Below are 17951 nucleotides of genomic sequence, written 5' to 3' on the forward strand. Positions count from 1 at the left end.
CTTAAACCAGTGGTATACGCGGGGGCGCGGGTCGTTAAGTCGATCTCGCCGACTTAAACCTGTAGTATACGCGGGGGCGCGGGAGGTTAAGTCGGTCTCGCCGACTTAAACCGGTAGTATACGCGGGGGCGCGGGACGTTAAGTCGGTCTCGCCGACTTAAACCTGTAGTATACGCGGGGGCGCGATGAGTTAAGTCGATCTCGCCGACTTAAACCTGTGGTATACGCGGGGGCCCTGAACCCGTTAAGCCAGCCACACAGGCTTAAACCTGCTAACGAGCAATGCCCTGAACCCGTTAAACCTGCCACACAGGCTTAAACCTGCTAACGCGCAATGCCCTGACCCCGGTAAGCCTGCCACGCAGACTTAAACCTGATAACGCGCAATGCCCTTAGCCCGTCAAGCCTGCCGCGCAAGCTGAAACCCACTAGCGGGCAATATCCAGAGCCCGTTAAGCCTGCCACGCTGGCTTAAACCTGCTAACGAGCAATGCCCTGAACCCGTTAAGCCTGCCACGCAGACTTAAACCTGATAACGAGCAATGCCCTTAGCCCGTTAAGCCTGCCGCGCAAGCTTAAACCCACTAACGGGCAATATCCAGAGCCCGTTAAGCCTGCCACGCAGGCTTAAACCTGCATGCACCCATGCGCACAATCGGCATGAACGCCAAAAGCCGCCCCGACGCGCGGGGCGGCCATCGTGCGAGCATATGCTTTACGTGCTTTACGGAATGTACAACACTTGGCCTTCGGATACGTAAATATCGCTCAGCCGGTTCCGCAGCTGCAGTTCCCGAGTTTGCACGTTGTACCGGGCCGCGATCGAATCCAGCGTCTCTTCCTTCTGCACGATGCACATTTTCACTTTGCTGAATTCCTGGGACTCCGACCCTTTGCTGAGAAACAGCTTGGTCCACTCCAGCTCATCTCCCGTGCTGGACCGGTCCGCTTCCCGCCGCTCCTGCTCCTCTTCCTCCAGCGCGGAACGCATCGCCTTCTGCAGGGCTTCCTTGGCCGCACCCTTGTCCCCCAGCATCGAGAGCAGGCCGACGCCCGAGGGCACGCGTTCGGACGAGTCCAGCGGTTTGCCGCCGAGCGCCACCTTCATTTCGGCCGGCTTTTCCGGCGCCGGTTCCGCCGCGGCCGGTTCGACGGACTCCGCAGCCGGTTGGGGGTCCGAGTCGATCGTCCCGCCGAAAATCGGGTCTTCCGCAACGTCCGTCATCTCTTCAACGGACAGCTCCTGCCGATCGTCGGCCGGCGACTCTTCGGAATCCGAAATGGAATCCGGTATCCCGGTCCCCGAGGAGTCGGCACGTACGGGGATGTCTCCCCAGCCGACTTCCGACTTCCATTCCAGCGGAGCGGGTACGGCCGAGTTCCCGGTATCGGAATCGGCGGGAGAAGAGACCCCCTCGAAATTCCAAGCTCCGCCCGGCGATGGCGGCTCGGAATACGCGAAGTCCCGGCTGCCGTCGAGATCGGCATTCTCTTCGTCCACGAACGGCTGCGCCTGCGAAGTTTCCGCTGGCTCCTCCGACCCTCCAAACGAGAGTTCCGCTTCCCGTAATTCCGAAGCGTCAGCCGGTTCCTCCCCCGCCTGGTGAACGACCGTGAAGCTGTCGTCCCGCCATACCGGAGCCGGTTGGGATTCGGCCTGCAGTCCCCTCAGGGCCAATACGCCGGTTACGTTCAAGGAACGGGCGGACAGCACATCGACGTCGAAATTATCGATTTCCACCGTCAAGTCTTCCAACCGGGAGACACGGTTCTGCGGCAGCGAGATTTCCACGGGAATGCGGTGCTCCAGCCGGGACATTCCCCCGCGGTCATCCGCGGCGCGGTATACCCCGGACAACAGCAAATGCCCCTTGAGCAGGACGTGATCCTCCTGGTTCAAGGCCCGCATGTTGGGGACAAGCTCGATTTCTTCCAGTTCTCCGATGGCGGCCGCTTGTTCGGGCAAGTTCACCCGTTCGTAGATGTCGAACCTTAAACCGTTAAACGGTTCCGTCACTTTCGGTGTCCTCCTTTCGGCGTGGCGCCCGAAAACGCCGCGGGCACCAAGCAACTCTCTCCACTATCTATATGCCGCCGAAAGTCGGGCATGCCTGCCCTTCCCCCAAAAAGCAAACAAACCCCTGCTCGGCCCAAGGAGGACCGATCGGGGTTGTCCGATTCGCCGAAACGGATGCATAGTAACCTACTGATGAGGATGGGAAGCGCCCCGCTGGATCAGGACCGGCGAAGCGCCTCCCGGAACGCTTCGACCGTGAAATCGATGTCTTGTTCCGTATGGGCCGTGGACACGAACCATCCTTCGAAAGCGGAAGGAGCGATATTCACGCCGCCGTCGAGCAAGCCCGCGAACACGGAACGGAACCGGGCGGCGTCCGCCGATTTGGCGGTCTCGTAATTGACGACCCGCTGTTCCGTGAAGAAGGGGCACACCATCGAGCCCACGCGGTTGACCGTCATCGGCACGCCGGCTTCCCGCGCGCTCCGCTCCAGCCCGTTCTGCAGCCGTTGCGACAATTTTTCCAAGAGATCGTATTGCGCTTTCGTCATGAGCTTCAAGGTCGTATATCCGGCCGCCATGGCGAGCGGGTTCCCGGACAGCGTGCCGGCCTGGTAAATCGGCCCCGACGGCGCCATTTGCTCCATGATCTCCCGGCGACCGCCGTAAGCGCCGACCGGAAGGCCGCCTCCGATGACTTTGCCGAAACAAGTGAGGTCGGGCGTGATGCCGAACCGTCCTTGCGCGCAGTTCAAGTGCACGCGGAATCCGGTCATCACCTCGTCGAAAATCAGCAAGCTGCCGTAACGCTGCGTGATCTCGCGCAAGCCTTCCAGAAAGCCCGGAAGCGGAGGCACGACGCCCATGTTCCCGGCGACCGGCTCCACGATCACGCCCGCGATCTCCTCCCCGAAACGCTCGAATGCCGCCCGGACCGCCTCCAGGTCATTGTAGGGAACGGCGATCGTTTGGGCCGCCACGCCCTCCGGCACCCCGGGGCTGTCGGGCAAGCCCAGCGTGGCGACGCCGGAACCCGCCTTGATGAGCAGACTGTCGGCATGCCCGTGGTAAGAGCCTTCGAATTTCAGGATTTTGCTGCGCTTGGTGTACCCACGGGCCAGGCGCAGCGCGCTCATCGTCGCTTCCGTGCCGGAGTTGACCATCCGAACGACGTCCACGGAAGGCACGCGCTCGCACACGAGCTCCGCCATGAGCGTCTCGAGCTCCGTCGGCGCGCCGAAACTCGTGCCTTTTTCCGCCGTCCGCTTGATCGCTTCCACGACTTCGGGGTGCGCATGGCCGACGATCAGCGGACCCCAGGAAAGCACGTAATCGATGAAGGTTTGGCCGTCGATGTCCGTGATGCGGCTGCCTTGCGCCCGGTCGATCACGAGCGGCGTCAAGCCGACCGACTTGAAAGCCCGCACGGGGCTGTTCACCCCGCCGGGAATGGAGCGTTTGGCGCGTTCGAAAGCTTCCTTGGATTTCGTGTCGACGCGTTCCCGAAGATTTTCGTTCAAGTTCGTCACATCCTACTATCTGATTTGGAAAAGCCTGTGGTAAACTGAGAGAGTCAGGCAAATTCAGGGAGGAATAACCGTTTATGATCGAATGGCTCAAAAAAGTGTCGCTTTTCGACAACCTCAATGACGAACAACTCGAAAACATCGTCCGGATCGCCCATCGCAAATCGTTCTCCCCCGGAACCGTCCTGTTCCAGGAGAAAGATCTCGGACTGACTTTCTATATCGTGCTCGCCGGATCGATCAAGCTGTTCACGCGCAGCGCGGCCGGCGAGGAAAAAGTGCTGTCGGTCGTCAATCCGGGCGAGAGCTTCGGCGAACTGTCCCTGCTGGACGGACGGCCGCGTTCCACTTCCGCGCAAACGCTGGAAGCTACCACCGTGCTCGAGCTTTCCTCCCAGGCTTTCATGGAACTTCTCCAAAATCATTTCGACATCACGCGCGGCATCCTGGCCGAACTGTGCCGCAGGCTCCGCCAAACGAACGAACAGGTGAACGACCTGACGTTTCTCGACGGCCGCACCCGCGTGCTCAAAAACCTGATTACCCTGGCGAACCGCGGCGGCAAGCGCGACGGGCAGACGATTTCGATGCACATGGCGCTCAACTACGACGAGTTGGCTCAGCTCGCGGGCGTTTCGAAGCAGGTGCTGTCGGACGTGCTTCGAGAGCTGGAAAGCCGGGGCGTGCTGCAGTTCGGCATCAACGAATACCGTCTGAATTTGGCCAAGCTCCGCGGGTAAGCGAATCAGCAATCGTTATGTACGGGCCGGGCCTTGCGGCTTCCGATCGGGAGCTTGCGGGGTCCGGCCTTTTTTCCGCGATCCGCGGAATTCCGATTATTTCTTCTCGTTCAGCCAGCGTACGGCGTCTTTGGCATGGTACGTGATGATCAGGTCGGCGCCGGCCCGCTTCATGCCGGTCAGCGTCTCGAGCACGATCGCTTTCTCGTCGATCCATCCCTGCATGGCGGCCGCTTTGACCATGGAGTACTCCGCGCTTACATTATACACCACCAGAGGCAGATCGAACCGGTCGCGGATGGTCCGGACGATGTCCAGATACGCCAGGCCGGGCTTCACCATCAGGAAGTCGGCGCCTTCCTCCGCGTCGGACCGCGCTTCCCGGATCGCCTCCCGGGCGTTGGCGGGATCCATCTGATACGATTTGCGGTCCCCGAACTGCGGAGCGGACTGGGCGGCTTCGCGGAACGGCCCGTAGTAGGCCGAGGAATACTTGACCGAATAGGCCATAATCGGGACATGCGCGAATCCCGCTTCGTCCAGCCCTTTCCGGATGGCGGCCACGAAGCCGTCCATCATGTTCGACGGGGCGATGATGTCCGCGCCCGCCGCCGCTTGGGAAACCGCGGTTTTCACGAGCAGTTCGAGCGATTCGTCGTTGTCGATGACCGCCTGGCCTCCGTGTTCGTGAACGACGCCGCAATGGCCGTGGTCGGTAAACTCGCACAGGCACGTGTCCGCCACGACCAGCAGGTCCGGATACGACTTTTTGATCCGCCGGATCCCTTCCTGCACGATTCCTTGTTCATCGTACGCGCAGGCGCCGACCGCATCTTTCTCCGCGGGATCGGGTACGCCGAAGACGAGCACGGCTTTGATCCCCAGGGAGACGATTTCGTGCAATTCTTCGTCCAACTTGTCGAGCGACAGGTTATAGACGCCGGGCATGGACGAAATTTCCTGCCGGACCCCTTCTCCCCGCGCGATGAAAATCGGCATGATGAAATCGTCGGCCGTAAGAACCGTCTCCCGGACCAAGCCGCGGAGGGCGGCGGAGGCGCGAAGCCTGCGGTGCCTTGTGTTCGGATAAGCCATTTTCCTTCTTCTCCTTTCAATCGGACGCTTGCCATAGACTGGATAGAGCGTCCAGCAATCCCGTAAGCGTGGAGGTTTCCGCCGTCGCCGCGACGTTCAGCCCGTTCTCTTCGGCCGTCCGGGCCGTGACGGGACCGATGCAGGCGATCCGGGTTTTCCCCAGCAGCTCGGCCGGGTCCGGCGCCCCCATCCGCTTCAGCGCTTCCAGCAAATTCACGACGGTGGATGAACTCGTGAACGTCACGGCATGGATTTCGCCTTCCTTCAGCATGTCCAGAAGGAACGGGTCGCGGCCGTCGGCCGGAACCGTCTCGTACACGTCGATTTCCACGGCCTCCAGACCGAGTCGCGTAAGCTCGCGAGGCAGCCATGCCCGTGCCAAGTCCCCCCGGGGAAGCAGCGCTTTCTGCCCGGATCGGATGTGCTCCCCCAGCGCTTCCAGCAGCCCTTCCGCTTGGAACTTCTCCGGCAGCGCCTCCGGCCGGATGCCCCGGCTCGCCAGCGCCTCCGCCGTGCGGGGACCGACGGCCGCGAACCGGGCGCGGTGAAACTGCCGGATATCCGTTCCGCAGCGCTCCAGCCAGCGGAAGAAATAGTCCACCCCGTTCACGCTCGTCAAGATGACCCAATCGTATGATTCCGCTCGCCCGAGCGCTTCCCGGACGGCGTTCGCCGCTTCCTCCGACTCCGGCAGGCGGGTTTCGATCACGGGGAACTCGTAAGGTTCGCCGCCGAGCTCGTCGATTCGTTCCGACAGCTCGCTCGCTTGGGCGCGCGAACGCGTGACCAGCACGCGTTTGCCGAACAGCGGCTTGCGCTCGATCCAGGCGAGCGTCTCCCGCTGGCGGACCACCTCGCCGACGACGATCACCGCGGGCGGCTGAAACCCGGCTTCCCGCACGCGTTCTTCGATGTCCGCGAGCGTGCCGGTCAGCGTCTGCTGCTCCGCCCTCGTTCCCCATCGGATCAGGGCCACCGGCGTCTCCGGCGGACGTCCGTATTTTTGCAACTGTTCGGAAATATAGCCGATTTTGGCGACGCCCATCAGGAACACGAGCGTTCCGGTCGCCTGGGTCAGCTTATCCCAGTGGATGGACAGATCCAGCTTATCCGGGCTTTCGTGACCGGTAATAACGGAAAAAGAGGAAGCCAGTTCGCGATGGGTAACCGGAATGCCCGCATAGGCCGGCACGGCGATGGCCGAGGTGATGCCCGGCACGATTTCGTAAGGGATGTCGTGCTGCCGAAGCAGCTCGGCTTCTTCCCCGACCCGGCCGAATACGGTCGGATCCCCGCCCTTGAGCCGCGTCACCGTCTTCCCCTGCAGCGCCAAGTCCACGAGCAGCCGATTGATCTCTTCCTGCTTCATCGTGTGGCGGTCCGGCAGCTTGCCGACATAGATCAGCTCGGCGTCGGGCCTCGCCTGCCGGAGCAGCTGGGGCCCCGCCAAGCGGTCGTAAACGACGCAGTCGGAGCGCCGCAGCGCCTCCAGCCCCCGGACGGTGATCAACTTCGGATCGCCGGGGCCGGCTCCCACCAAATACACTTTGCCCTTGGTCATCCGTTATTCCCTCGCTTCGGCCAATATGTCGTCGGCTCCTTGCGCCAGCAATTCCGCCGCTGCTTTCTCCCCGACCTTCTCCGGGTCCGCGCCCTCTGCCGAAGCTCTGATCAGGCGAACGCCGTCAGGGGAAGCGACCATGCCGGTCAGGCGGATGCCGCCGGACGACGCGTCGCCGTCCACGGTCGCATACGCGCCGATCGGCACCTGGCAGCCTCCGTTCAGCAGGCCGAGCAGCCGGCGTTCCGCCGCGACGGCGCGCGCGGTCGCCGGATCGTTCAACCGGGCCAGCAGCGCCAGCATCTCCTCGTCGCCGGCCCGGCATTCGATCGCCAGCGCGCCTTGCCCGACGGCAGGCAAGCTCAGCTCGGGCGGCAGATAAGAGGTGATCCGGTTCCCCCAGCCCATCCGATGCAGACCGGCCGCCGCCAGGATGATGGCGTCCAGCCCTTCTTCCTCCAGCTTGCGGAGGCGGGTATCGATGTTCCCGCGGATGGACTCGATGGACAAATCCGGCCGCGCCGCCTTGAGCTGCGCCGCGCGCCGGAGGCTGCTCGTGCCGACCCGGGCCCCTTGCGGCAATTCCTCGAAGCGGGCGGCGGTTCGGCCTACGAGCCCGTCGCGCGGGTCTTCCCGTTCGGGCACCGCTCCGATCGTCAATCCTTCCGGCAGCTCGAAGGGCATGTCCTTCATGCTGTGCACGGCCATATCGATCTCTCCGTCGAGCAATGCTTGTTCGATTTCCTTTACGAAAAGGCCTTTTCCGCCGACCTTGGACAGGGTGACGTCCAGAATGCGGTCTCCGCGGGTGACGATCGGCTTCAGCTCGAACGTATCATCCAAACCGGCGGCTTCGGACAAAGCCTTCAGCCGGTCTACGGTCTGACCGGTCTGCGTCAGCGCCAGCGCGCTTTGGCGGGTACCCACGATCCATTTACGCATTTGCAAGCTCCTCGATTCTTCTCTCAGACTTCGTGATTCGGACGGACCCGCGCCCGCAGACGGTCGACCAAGCCCCGGGGATCCCCCGGCAGGCCGGAGGACGCCCATTCCGCCAAAACCTCTTCTTCCGCGGCGGCGGCAAGCAACCGTCGCCGCTCCTCCGGATTCTCCGCGTACGATCGGACCGCGGCCCGGACTTCGCGGTAGGCGGCGGCATAGCCTGCGTATTCCGGCCCGTACCGCTCCGCCAACTCCCGGACGATCCGCGCGGCCAACGCCGGTCCGGATCCCGATACGCCGGCGGCCAGCAGCAGGTCGCCTCTTCGCAGCACCGCGGGGAGAATGAAATCCCCGCTCTCCCCTTCGTCGGCGACGTTGACGGGAATGCCCGATTCCTTCGCGGCTTCCGCCATCGCGCGATTGACTTCCGGACGGTCCGTCGCCGCGAACGCGAGAAAGGCCCCGTCCCAATCGGAAGGCTCGGCCTCTTTCTTCCGCCATTCCATGGCGGCTTCGGAGACGAGCCGGCTTAACGCGGGCGTGAGCTCCGGACTGACGACGCGAACCTTGGCGCCCGCCTCGAGCAGGCCGGCCGTTTTGCGTTCCGCCACCTGGCCGCCGCCGATCACGACGCAGAGCCGGCCGTCCAGACGCAGCATGATCGGATACCATCCCGCCACGGGGGTTCCTCCTTACATCAGGAGTTTATCGGAGTCAAACTCTCACTTTACATCCAGCGGTATACCGAATTGGCGAAAAACGCCGCGACCAGCAGCGCGTATCCGGCCAAATTCCACCTCGCGGCGCGGATGCCGTCGTCTCTCGACGCCGTTCTGCGGACCAGAAAGACGACATACAATAGACCGGCGGCAAACGACAGCAGCACTTTGATGTCGGCCAGCCCAGCCGCCCGCCCTTCCGCGAGCAGCGCGGCCGTTCCCGTGGACAGCGAGAGGAACAGAAGCGGCACGCCGATCAACGCGGCGCGCAGCGCATACCGGTCGATCAGCTCCAAACTCGGCATGCGGCTCATCGCCGGCGTCCAGCGCTTTTTCTTAAGCCGGGCGTGCAGGAACACGTACATCCCGCCGAAGATCGCGCCCACCGTCAAAACGGCGAACGACAGCGTGATGAGGCCGATGTGCACGACAAGCAGCTTTTCCGCCGCTTCCCACGAAGACAAAGCGAAGTGCCGCTGGGGCCGTTGCAGCAAATTGAGCGCGAGTACGGCAAAGCCCACGACGTTGACGAACAAAACGAGCAATTCCGCCCGAACCCATCGGTTGACGATAAACGAAACGGAGACGAGCAGCCAGGACACGAAAAACAGAAAGTCTCGAATCGAAAGCTCCGGCAAGGCGGTGAACCGCTGCACCAGCAACATCAGAAGAAATACCGTCTGCAGCACCCAGACGAAAACAAGCAGCCCTGTGCCGGCCTTCCCGGCGTTCCGTCTGCCGGATGCGGCATCGGACGCGAAGAACAGCAAGCTCAGGGCATATACGTAAAGGACGGCATCGGTCAGCCAATCTTGCGTCAGCATCGGGGCAGCGCCTCCCCTCGTTCCGCCGGTCCGAACCGATTCGGACGCCGGTCGGCTTTATTGAAGAGCGCCCGCCAGACGGGTGAGCAGCGATTCCAGCTCCCGCGCCGCGCCCGGGGTCTCCCGGGAACCGGCTTCCGGCCGGGCCGCGGTTGCGGAGGCGGTTTCCGTTCGGATCTTGGCCACTTCTTCCTCCAAGGAGAACAGCTGGACGAACAGCTTCAGCGCTTCTTCGCTTTTCTTCTCCGCCGCCAGCTCCTTCACCCGCAGGATCGGATCATGGATCATTTGGCTCACCATGCTCTTGGTCAACTTGCGGATGACTTTCCGCTCCCGCTCATCCAGTTCGGGCAGCTTGCGAAGCATGCTCTCCAGCGTGCTCTCGTGGATGGCGGCGGCTTTCTCCTGCAGCGCCCGGATCAGCGGGCTGACGCCCAGCGTCGCGTACCATTCGCGGTACGCCTCCCGCTCTTCCGCGATCATTCCTTCGATGACGGCAGCCTCTTGGCGCCGTTTCTCCAGATTGCCTTCCACGATCCCTTCGAGATCGTCGATATTGTACAGGAACACGTTCGGAATATCGCCGGCAGCCGGTTCGATATCCCGCGGCACGGCGATGTCGATCAGGAAAAGGGGGCGTTTCTTCCGCCGGGCCATCGCGCTTTCCACCGAGCGGCGGTCCAGCACGAATCCTTCGGCCCCGGTGCTGCTGATCACGATATCGGCTTCCTGCAGCCGGCGCAGCGCCTCCTCCATCGAAAACGCGGTCCCCTGGAATTTGTTCGCGAGCTCCTCCGCGCGGGACACCGTGCGGCCGGCTACGAACACCCGGTTCGCCCCGTTGGCGTGAAGATGGCGGGCCGTCAGTTCGCTCATTTTGCCGGCGCCGATGATCAGGACCGTTTTGTCGTCGAAACGGCCGAAAATGCGTTTGCCGAGCTCCACCGCCGCGTAGCTGACGGAGACGGCGTTCTCCCCGATCGAAGTTTCCGAGAACGCCCGTTTGGCGAGCGTGACCGCCTGCTTGAACAAACGGTTGAAGATCGTGCCGGTCGCGCCCCGTTCCTGCGCCTGCAAGAAGGCGTCTCTCACCTGGCCCAAGATCTGCGTCTCGCCGATGACCATGGAATCAAGCCCGCAGGTTACGCGGAACAGATGTTCCACGGCCCGATCGTCTTCGTACATATATAAATGAGGATTGAATTGCTGTCTGGGAATCCGGAACCATTGTTCCATGAAAGTCCGGACATAATGGCCGCACAGGACCGGCCGGTCGACCACCGCGTAAATCTCCGTACGGTTGCATGTCGCCAAAATCACGCCTTCGAGAATGCCCGTCGTCCGTTTCAGAGACTCCAGCGCCTGAAGCGTGTCGCCTTCCGCAAGGGCGAAACGTTCGCGGATCTCTACGGGGGCCGTGCGGTAATTCAAGCCGACAACCATCAGATGCATGGGCATTCACCTGCCTTTTTGCAAAAATCGACCCTTCAAAGTCAAGCCTCATTATACCATAGATCATCCTTATGGCTCATGCGCAAATATGAAATGTTTTTGAACCGTCTTCCAGCGTTTGCCGCTCCTTCCCTATTCTCGTCGTCGTTCGGCGGAGCTATTCCCCCCGAGCCCCCGTTTTTCTAATTGAAAAAGCCATGAGGGGCCCTCATGGCTTCGGACTACGCGCGATTAGGTTATACGAGCTCGTGCTGCTTCAGCACCGGCTCTTCCACTTGCAGTTCGCCGACGCCGCGGATGAGTTTCTTCGCGTACGTGCGTTCAGGCTTCAGGACGCTCACCAGATAATCGATCGCGGCTTGCGGATCGACCGTCTCGCCGCAGGTATAGCAATCGATCGCGGCGAATCCTTTCTCGGGATAGGTGTGAATGGAGATGTGGCTCTCCGACAACATGACCAGGACCGTCGCCCCTTGGGGCTCGAATTGCTTGGCTTGAACCGAGAGAACGGTGGCGCCGCAAGCTTCGGCCGCCTCGATCATGTGCGATTGGAGAAGTTCGGCGTCGTTCAACGTATCGAAGTCGATTCCCCAAGTATCCACTGCAACGTGCCGTCCGAAAGTAGAGTACTCCATCTTTCGGTTCCCCCTTCCTAGGAATAAAATGTGAAGCTGATTTCATCCGCTAGGACCTACGTCATTCACTTCTCGAGGGAATTTGCTCTCCATCGCATTCCGTTCCTGAGTGAATCCTGGTTCCTATTGTGTTTTCAACGAAAATAAAAATAACATCTATCCGGGTGAAATGCAACTGTTTTTTTCGGGCCGGAGGATGTCTGTCCAAGCCGCGCCGGGCTTGGGATTTCGCGGTTTCTGCAAATCGCTTTCCGCGAAAGCCCCGCGGGGCGCGATTTCGGCTTCCGTTGCCCCCTGCCGAAGGAGAAACAAAAAAGGAACCGCGCTCGGCGGTTCCCGCGAATCCGGGAAAAAATGGGCCTTGATCAGGCCTCCAAAATAAACAGCAGACGGCTGTGATCTTGAAGGCGCTGATCGATGTCGCGCAGCTCGTTTTCGTCGGACGAGCGGTTGCGCAAGTCCAGCAGCTCGTTGACGGACTGCCGAAGTCCGGCGATTTCCTCCTCGACGGCGCGAAGCTTGAATTGGGCTTCCAACCGGCCCAGCGCGTTTCGGTATTCGTAGACGATCCGGCATTCGCTGTCCTTGCATTCCGCGATGCGGACAACGGCGCCGCGCTGATAGTGGTAGACCATCGTAAATCCTTGATAAATCCGGTTGACGACGGCGTCTCCTTTAAAGGAAGATACCAATTTGCGCAGCGCGTTCGTCAGTTTCGGCCGGACGACGCGGCAGGTCAGGCGGCAGCGATATAGTCCGCCGGCGCGCTCGAACGTGAGGCGGATCGATTCGCCCCCGGCTTCCTCTTCCAGAACGAGCTCTTGGTTTCCGTTGTCCATCACGAACACCTGCAGCTTGAGCTGCTGGGCATTGCACAGGGCGATTAGCTTTGGCATTTCGGCTTCCGGTAACGTCAAAACGGCGTTGACATATTCCGTGGCGATCCTGCCAGCCATAAAAAATCTCCTCAATTCCCTTTGTGTTGCACGAATGTATTGCGAGGTATAACCTTCTTCTATTATAAAAGAATGCCGCTGCGGTTTCTCACCGCCGGCCCGTGATTTTCCCGCAAAAAACCCGTAAAAAACGATTCCTCCCGGCTTCCGCCCGGGATTTTACCCGTTATTCTCGGTTTCCTGCCCGACTTTGGGGGGTTCGGAGGGGGGACGATCGAAGATTTCGGCCTCTTGCTCGATCAGGCTCCATAAATCCTCGCGTCCTTGCCCGGTCTCCGACGAAAAAACAATGAGCGGAAAATGGCCGGGCATGCCCAGCTCTTGGCGGATGACCTTGGCATGCTGCGGGATGCGGCCCCGCGAAATTTTATCCGCCTTCGTCGCCACGACGCACATCGGGATGCCGTAATGGGACAGCCATTCGAACATGTTGCGGTCGTCGGCCGAAGGGGGATGCCGCAGGTCCACCAGCTGGAGCACGAGCTTCAGCGTTTTGCGCCCTCGAAGATACCGCTCGGCCAACTTGCCCCAAGCCTCCCGCTGGCTCTTGGACACCCTGGCGTAGCCGTATCCCGGGAAATCGACGAAATACAGGGAGCCGTCTATGCCGTTGACCTTGTAATAGTTAAGCGTCTGCGTTTTCCCGGGCTGCGAGCTGGTCCGCGCCAGGTTGCGGCGTTCCAGCATGCGGTTGATGAGCGACGATTTGCCTACGTTCGAGCGGCCGGCAAGGGCCACTTCCGGCAATCCGTCTTCCGGAAATTGGCTCTCGCCGGCCGCGCTGATGATGAATTCGCTGGTTTTGATTTTCATGGGGCATCCGACGTCCTTTTCGAAAATGGCGTTAATGCGTGCCGAGCGGGGGGCCGTCCTCGGTTTCCGTCTCCACCCCTCCCGGGATCGGAACGTCCGGACCGGACTTCCGGGCAACGGGATCGCTGCCGACGGGAGGAGGGGAAATGAGGATCGGGTCGGCCAGCGCGTGCACCAACACCTCGTCCATATGGGAGACGGGAATGAACGTCAAGTCCTCCCGCACGCTCTCCGGCACGTCCCGAAGATCCCTTTCGTTATCCTTCGGGATCAGCACTTTGCGAATGCCCGCGCGATGGGCGGCGAGCGATTTCTCCTTCAGCCCGCCGATCGGAAGCACCCGTCCCCGAAGCGTGATTTCCCCGGTCATGGCGACTTCCCGGGATACGGGACGGTTCGTCAGCGCCGAGATCAGCGCCGTCGCCATCGTGATCCCGGCGGATGGTCCGTCCTTCGGAATGGCGCCTTCGGGTATGTGGATGTGCACATCGGTTTTCTCATGGAAATCGGGCGCGATGCCGAGCTCGTTCACCCGGCTGCGGGTGTAGCTGAACGCCGCCTGGGCCGATTCCTTCATGACGTCGCCCAGCTGTCCCGTCAGCGTCAGCTTACCGCTGCCCGGCATGACGGACACCTCGATGACGAGCGTGTCGCCGCCGACCTCCGTCCAAGCCAAGCCCGTTACGGCGCCGATCTGGTCCTCCTGCTCCGCCATGCCGTACCGGAACCGCGGCGGTCCCAGAAACTCCTTGAGCTTGGGGATGTCGACGACGACCGGCGCGCTTTCCGGGTCCGCGACGATCGTCTTGGCCGATTTCCGGCAGACGGAGGCGAGCAGCTGCTCCATGTTCCGTACGCCGGATTCGCGCGTGTATTCGCGGATCAGGGACATCAAGGCGTCCGGCTGGAACTGAATCTGGTCCTCCCGCAGGCCGTGCTCGCGGATCTGCTTGGGCAGCAGATGCTGCTGGGCGATCTGCTGCTTCTCGAGCTCCGTATAGCCCGGGATGGTCAGCAGCTCCATGCGGTCGAGCAGCGGGCGCGGAATGTTGTGCACGACGTTGGCGGTCGTCACGAACAAGACATTGGACAGGTCGAACGGCATTTCGACGTAGTGGTCGCTGAACGTCGCGTTTTGCTCCGGATCCAGCACCTCGAGCAGCGCCGAGGCCGGATCCCCGCGGAAATCCATCGCCATTTTGTCGATTTCGTCCAGCAGGAACACCGGATTCAAGGTGCCGGCGTTGCGCATGCCTTGAATGACCCGTCCGGGCATGGCGCCGACGTAAGTCCGGCGATGCCCGCGGATTTCCGCTTCGTCTCGCACGCCGCCCAGGGAGATGCGGACGAATTCCCGGCCGAGCGACTTGGCGATCGAACGGGCGAGCGAGGTTTTGCCCACGCCCGGAGGGCCCACGAAGCACAGGATCGGCCCCTTCATCTTTTTGACCAGCTTCTGGACGGCCAAATATTCGAGCACCCGCTCCTTCGGCTTCTCCAGGCCGTAATGCTCTTCGTTCAGGATCCGCTCGGCTTCGGCGATGTCCAAGTGGTCTTCCGTCTGCTTGGTCCACGGAAGCGCCAGCAGCCATTCCACGTAGTTGCGGATGACGGCGCCTTCGGCGGACGAAGCGGGCATCTTCTCCAGCCGGTCGATTTCCTTCTCGACCTTGGCGGCGATTTTCTCCGGCAGGCCGGCCTCGGCCAATTGGGCGCGCAGTTCTTCGGCTTCTCCCGCGCGTCCTTCCTTCTCGCCGAGCTCTTTCTGGATCGCCTTCATCTGCTCGCGAAGGTAATACTCCTTCTGCGTCTTCTCCATCTGCTTCTTTACGCGCTGGCTGATTTTCCGTTCGAGCTCCAGCACTTCCCGTTCGTTATTGAGCAGATCGAGCAGCTTTTCCAGCCGTTCGCGGATGTCGGTCGTTTCCAGAATGTCCTGCTTGTCTTTGATTTTGAGCGACAGGTGGCTGGTGATGACGTCCGCGAGCCTGCCGGGCTCGTCGATGTCCGAGACCGCGGCCATCGTCTCGGGCGTCACTTTCTTGGACAAGCTGATGTAGTTTTCGAATTGGCCGAGAACGGCGCGCATGAGGGCGCCGAGCTCCGGGTCCCCTTCTCCCGTCTCCTGCAGCTCGCTCGCCAGCACTTCGTAGTACGATTCGTTCGGCAAGTATTGCCCGATCCTCGCCCGGACGACGCCTTCCACGAGCACCCGGATCGTCCCGTTGGGCAGCTTGAGCATCTGCCGGACTTTCGATATGGTGCCGACCCGGTAAATATCGTCCTGGGTCGGTTCTTCGATATTGACCTCCGATTGGGAACAAAGAAGGATCATATGATCCTCGATCATGCATTGTTCCAGCGCTTTGACCGATTTTTCCCGCCCGACGTCCAGGTGAAGCACCATGCTGGGATAGACGAGCAGCCCGCGCAGGGGCAGCAAGGGGATGGAACGGCTCTTCGGTTTGCCCGAACCCATGTCCGGCACCTCCATACGAATCGGTTGTGGTAGGTTGCATGCCCGAGCAGTCGGCGGAGCCGACGACCAGGGCAGGTTGCTTGCCCGAGCAGTCGGCGGAGTCGACGACCTGGGAACGTAAGCCATGTTTCCGTCATTGTACCAAATGTGACCGCCTGCCGCAAAATCGGCCGATGCCCCGCGAGGCGGCCGCCCCGGATAGGTTCCCCTTCCGCAGGGAGGAATTACTCGCCGCAACCGCCGAAAAGCGGTTCGCAGGAATCCGAACCGCACATTTTCCCAACGACGAAAAGCCGCCCGGACCGAGTCTTTCCCTCTGGTCCAGGCGGCTTTCCCATCAAACGGATCAACCTTGAGCGGGCAACCCGGGTCCGGCCGGCAGCGGTTTGTCCCGCCGGTGTCCCGCTCCTTCCGCGCGCGCCGCCTCCGCGCCCGCGATGCCCGCATGCAGCACGGACACCGCCGGCGCCGGGGAGAACGGCTCCGGAGCGGCCGCGGGCTCCGCCGTTGCGATTTCCGTTTCCAGCTTCACCTGACTGCCGAACACATGCGTGAACACTTCCTCCATGCGATCCACGGGAATGACCCTCACGCCTTCAAGCCCCGCGAAAATTTCCTGCCAGTTCTCCTTCGGGATCAGCACGGTCTCGGCTCCGGATTGGAAAGCCGCCTCGACCTTGGCGATCACGCCGCCCACCGGCTTGACCCGTCCGTGAATGCTGATTTCCCCGGTCATCGCCAGCTTGTTGTCGACGGGCGTCTTCGTGATCGCGGAGGCGATCGCCACGGCCATGGCCACCCCGGCGGACGGGCCGTCCACGGGCGTTCCCCCCGGGAAATTGATGTGCAGATCGTAGTTTTCCGGGTGCAGCCCATGCCTCTTCAACACGGTCAGCACGTTGTCCACGGAGCCTTTCGCCATGCTTTTGCGCCGCAGCGTGCGCTGTCCGCCGCCCAGCTCTTCCTCGTCCACGACCCCCGTGATCGTGAATTGCCCCCGTCCGGCCTCCGCCGGAATGGCGGTCACTTCGATTTCCAGCAGCGCTCCCATGCTGGGTCCGTACACGGCCAAGCCGTTCACGAGACCGACCTGCGGCTCGGAAGGGATTTTCCGGTCCGGCCGCGGCGGCAGCTGGCTGCTGTTCACGACCCACTCCACGTCCGACGTGCCGAGCGTCGCGCGGTTCTCCGACAGCGCCAGACCGGCGGCCAGCTGGATGATGTTGACGGCCTCCCGGCCGTTCGTCGCGTAGCGCTTGACGACCTCCACCGCTTCCGGCTGCGGCTGGAACCCGATTTTCTGGATCGCGTTCTCGGCGATGCGGCCGATTTCATCCGGAAGCAGCGGACGGAAATACACTTCCATGCAGCGGCTGCGCAGCGCCGGGGAAATCTCGTTCGGAGACCGCGTCGTCGCCCCGACGAGCCGGAAGTCCGCGGGCAGCCCGTTTTGGAAAATATCGTGGATGTACATCGGGATATTCGGGTCTTCCGCATGGTAATAGGCGCTTTCCAGGAATACTTTGCGGTCCTCGAGCACCTTGAGCAGCTTGTTCATTTGGATAGGATGGAGCTCGCCGATTTCGTCGATGAACAGAATGCCGCCGTGCGCCTTCGTCACGGCCCCGGGCTTCGGCTGCGGGATCCCCGCGACGCCCATCGCTCCCGCGCCCTGGTATATCGGATCGTGAACCGAACCGATCAGCGGGTCGGCGATGCCGCGTTCGTCGAACCGGGCGGTCGTCGCGTCGATCTCGGTGAACTTGGCGTCCTGGCGAAACGGAGAGAGCGGGTTCTTTTTGGCCTCCTCCAAAATGACGCGCGCCGCGGCGGTCTTCCCGACGCCGGGAGGCCCGTATACCAGAACATGCTGCGGGTTGCTGCTGCACAATGCGGCTTTGAGGGCGCGGATCCCCTCTTTCTGACCCACCAAATCGCCCATGGTCGCCGGACGGGTTTTCTCCGCGAGCGGCTTGGTCAGCGATATGGAACGCAGCTTGCGCAGCTTGTCCATCTCCTTGCGGGATTCGCGGTCCACCGCGCTTTTGTTCACTTTCTGGCTTCGGAGCAAGTTCCAGAAGTAAACGCCGATCACCACGGCAAAAAACACTTGGATCAGCATCAAAACCATGCTTAAACTCATTCGTTCCCTTCCTCCCCTAAAAACAAGTCCCCAAAAGCAACGCGTAGTT

The 17951-nt window shown here is 61.8% G+C and carries 14 protein-coding genes; 1 reads left to right on the forward strand and 13 read right to left on the reverse strand.

Features of this window, described 5'->3' with window-relative positions:
• Positions 1 to 724: 724 nt before the first annotated feature.
• Together PTZ19_RS05500 and hemL are read right to left on the reverse strand one after the other, a co-directional pair.
• Complete coding sequence (locus PTZ19_RS05500; protein WP_276352841.1) at positions 725 to 2017, reverse strand: LysM peptidoglycan-binding domain-containing protein; 1293 nt, start codon at positions 2015 to 2017, stop codon at positions 725 to 727.
• A 218-nt stretch (positions 2018 to 2235) separates the two neighbouring features.
• Positions 2236 to 3546, reverse strand: a complete 1311-nt coding sequence (gene hemL, locus PTZ19_RS05505) for a glutamate-1-semialdehyde 2,1-aminomutase (protein ID WP_422614970.1) — start codon at positions 3544 to 3546, stop codon at positions 2236 to 2238.
• 74 nt (positions 3547 to 3620) lie between these two features.
• Between hemL and PTZ19_RS05510 the strand changes: the two genes are divergently transcribed.
• Positions 3621 to 4283: a Crp/Fnr family transcriptional regulator gene (locus PTZ19_RS05510; protein WP_276352845.1), complete on the forward strand. Its 663-nt coding sequence runs from the start codon at positions 3621 to 3623 to the stop codon at positions 4281 to 4283.
• Between the two features lie 96 nt (positions 4284 to 4379).
• On the opposite strand, the gene hemB is transcribed toward PTZ19_RS05510, so the two are convergent.
• The 11 genes from hemB to lonB form a co-directional block, all read right to left on the reverse strand.
• On the reverse strand, positions 4380 to 5378 hold the full coding sequence (hemB, locus tag PTZ19_RS05515; protein WP_276352846.1) for a porphobilinogen synthase: 999 nt from the start codon (positions 5376 to 5378) through the stop codon (positions 4380 to 4382).
• A 16-nt stretch (positions 5379 to 5394) separates the two neighbouring features.
• Positions 5395 to 6939 carry a uroporphyrinogen-III C-methyltransferase gene (gene cobA, locus PTZ19_RS05520; protein WP_276352847.1) on the reverse strand — a complete coding sequence of 515 codons (1545 nt, stop codon included), beginning with the start codon at positions 6937 to 6939 and terminating at the stop codon, positions 5395 to 5397.
• 3 nt (positions 6940 to 6942) lie between these two features.
• Entirely contained in the window at positions 6943 to 7881 is a 939-nt protein-coding gene (hemC, locus tag PTZ19_RS05525; RefSeq protein WP_276352849.1) for a hydroxymethylbilane synthase, read from the reverse strand.
• Between the two features lie 23 nt (positions 7882 to 7904).
• A complete protein-coding gene (locus tag PTZ19_RS05530) occupies positions 7905 to 8561 on the reverse strand; it encodes a precorrin-2 dehydrogenase/sirohydrochlorin ferrochelatase family protein (RefSeq protein WP_276352850.1) in 657 nt (218 codons plus the stop codon).
• Between the two features lie 47 nt (positions 8562 to 8608).
• The gene (ccsA, locus tag PTZ19_RS05535; protein ID WP_276352851.1) at positions 8609 to 9424 is read right to left on the reverse strand and encodes a cytochrome c biogenesis protein CcsA; all 816 of its coding nucleotides are present in this window, start codon (positions 9422 to 9424) and stop codon (positions 8609 to 8611) included.
• A gap of 57 nt (positions 9425 to 9481) precedes the next feature.
• Positions 9482 to 10876, reverse strand: coding sequence for a glutamyl-tRNA reductase (gene hemA / locus PTZ19_RS05540; protein ID WP_276352854.1), 1395 nt, complete (start codon positions 10874 to 10876; stop codon positions 9482 to 9484).
• A 236-nt stretch (positions 10877 to 11112) separates the two neighbouring features.
• Entirely contained in the window at positions 11113 to 11511 is a 399-nt protein-coding gene (gene speD / locus PTZ19_RS05545; RefSeq protein ID WP_276352855.1) for an adenosylmethionine decarboxylase, read from the reverse strand.
• A 365-nt stretch (positions 11512 to 11876) separates the two neighbouring features.
• A complete protein-coding gene (locus PTZ19_RS05550; protein ID WP_276352857.1) occupies positions 11877 to 12467 on the reverse strand; it encodes a non-ribosomal peptide synthetase module in 591 nt (196 codons plus the stop codon).
• Between the two features lie 159 nt (positions 12468 to 12626).
• The gene (gene yihA / locus PTZ19_RS05555; protein WP_276352859.1) at positions 12627 to 13280 is read right to left on the reverse strand and encodes a ribosome biogenesis GTP-binding protein YihA/YsxC; all 654 of its coding nucleotides are present in this window, start codon (positions 13278 to 13280) and stop codon (positions 12627 to 12629) included.
• A gap of 31 nt (positions 13281 to 13311) precedes the next feature.
• Positions 13312 to 15759, reverse strand: a complete 2448-nt coding sequence (gene lon / locus PTZ19_RS05560) for an endopeptidase La (RefSeq protein ID WP_276352861.1) — start codon at positions 15757 to 15759, stop codon at positions 13312 to 13314.
• 346 nt (positions 15760 to 16105) lie between these two features.
• Positions 16106 to 17902, reverse strand: a complete 1797-nt coding sequence (gene lonB, locus PTZ19_RS05565) for an ATP-dependent protease LonB (protein ID WP_276352863.1) — start codon at positions 17900 to 17902, stop codon at positions 16106 to 16108.
• Positions 17903 to 17951: the final 49 nt, after the last annotated feature.

Source organism: Cohnella caldifontis (assembly GCF_029360585.1).
Classification (GTDB): Bacteria; Bacillota; Bacilli; order Paenibacillales; family Paenibacillaceae; genus Cohnella; species Cohnella caldifontis.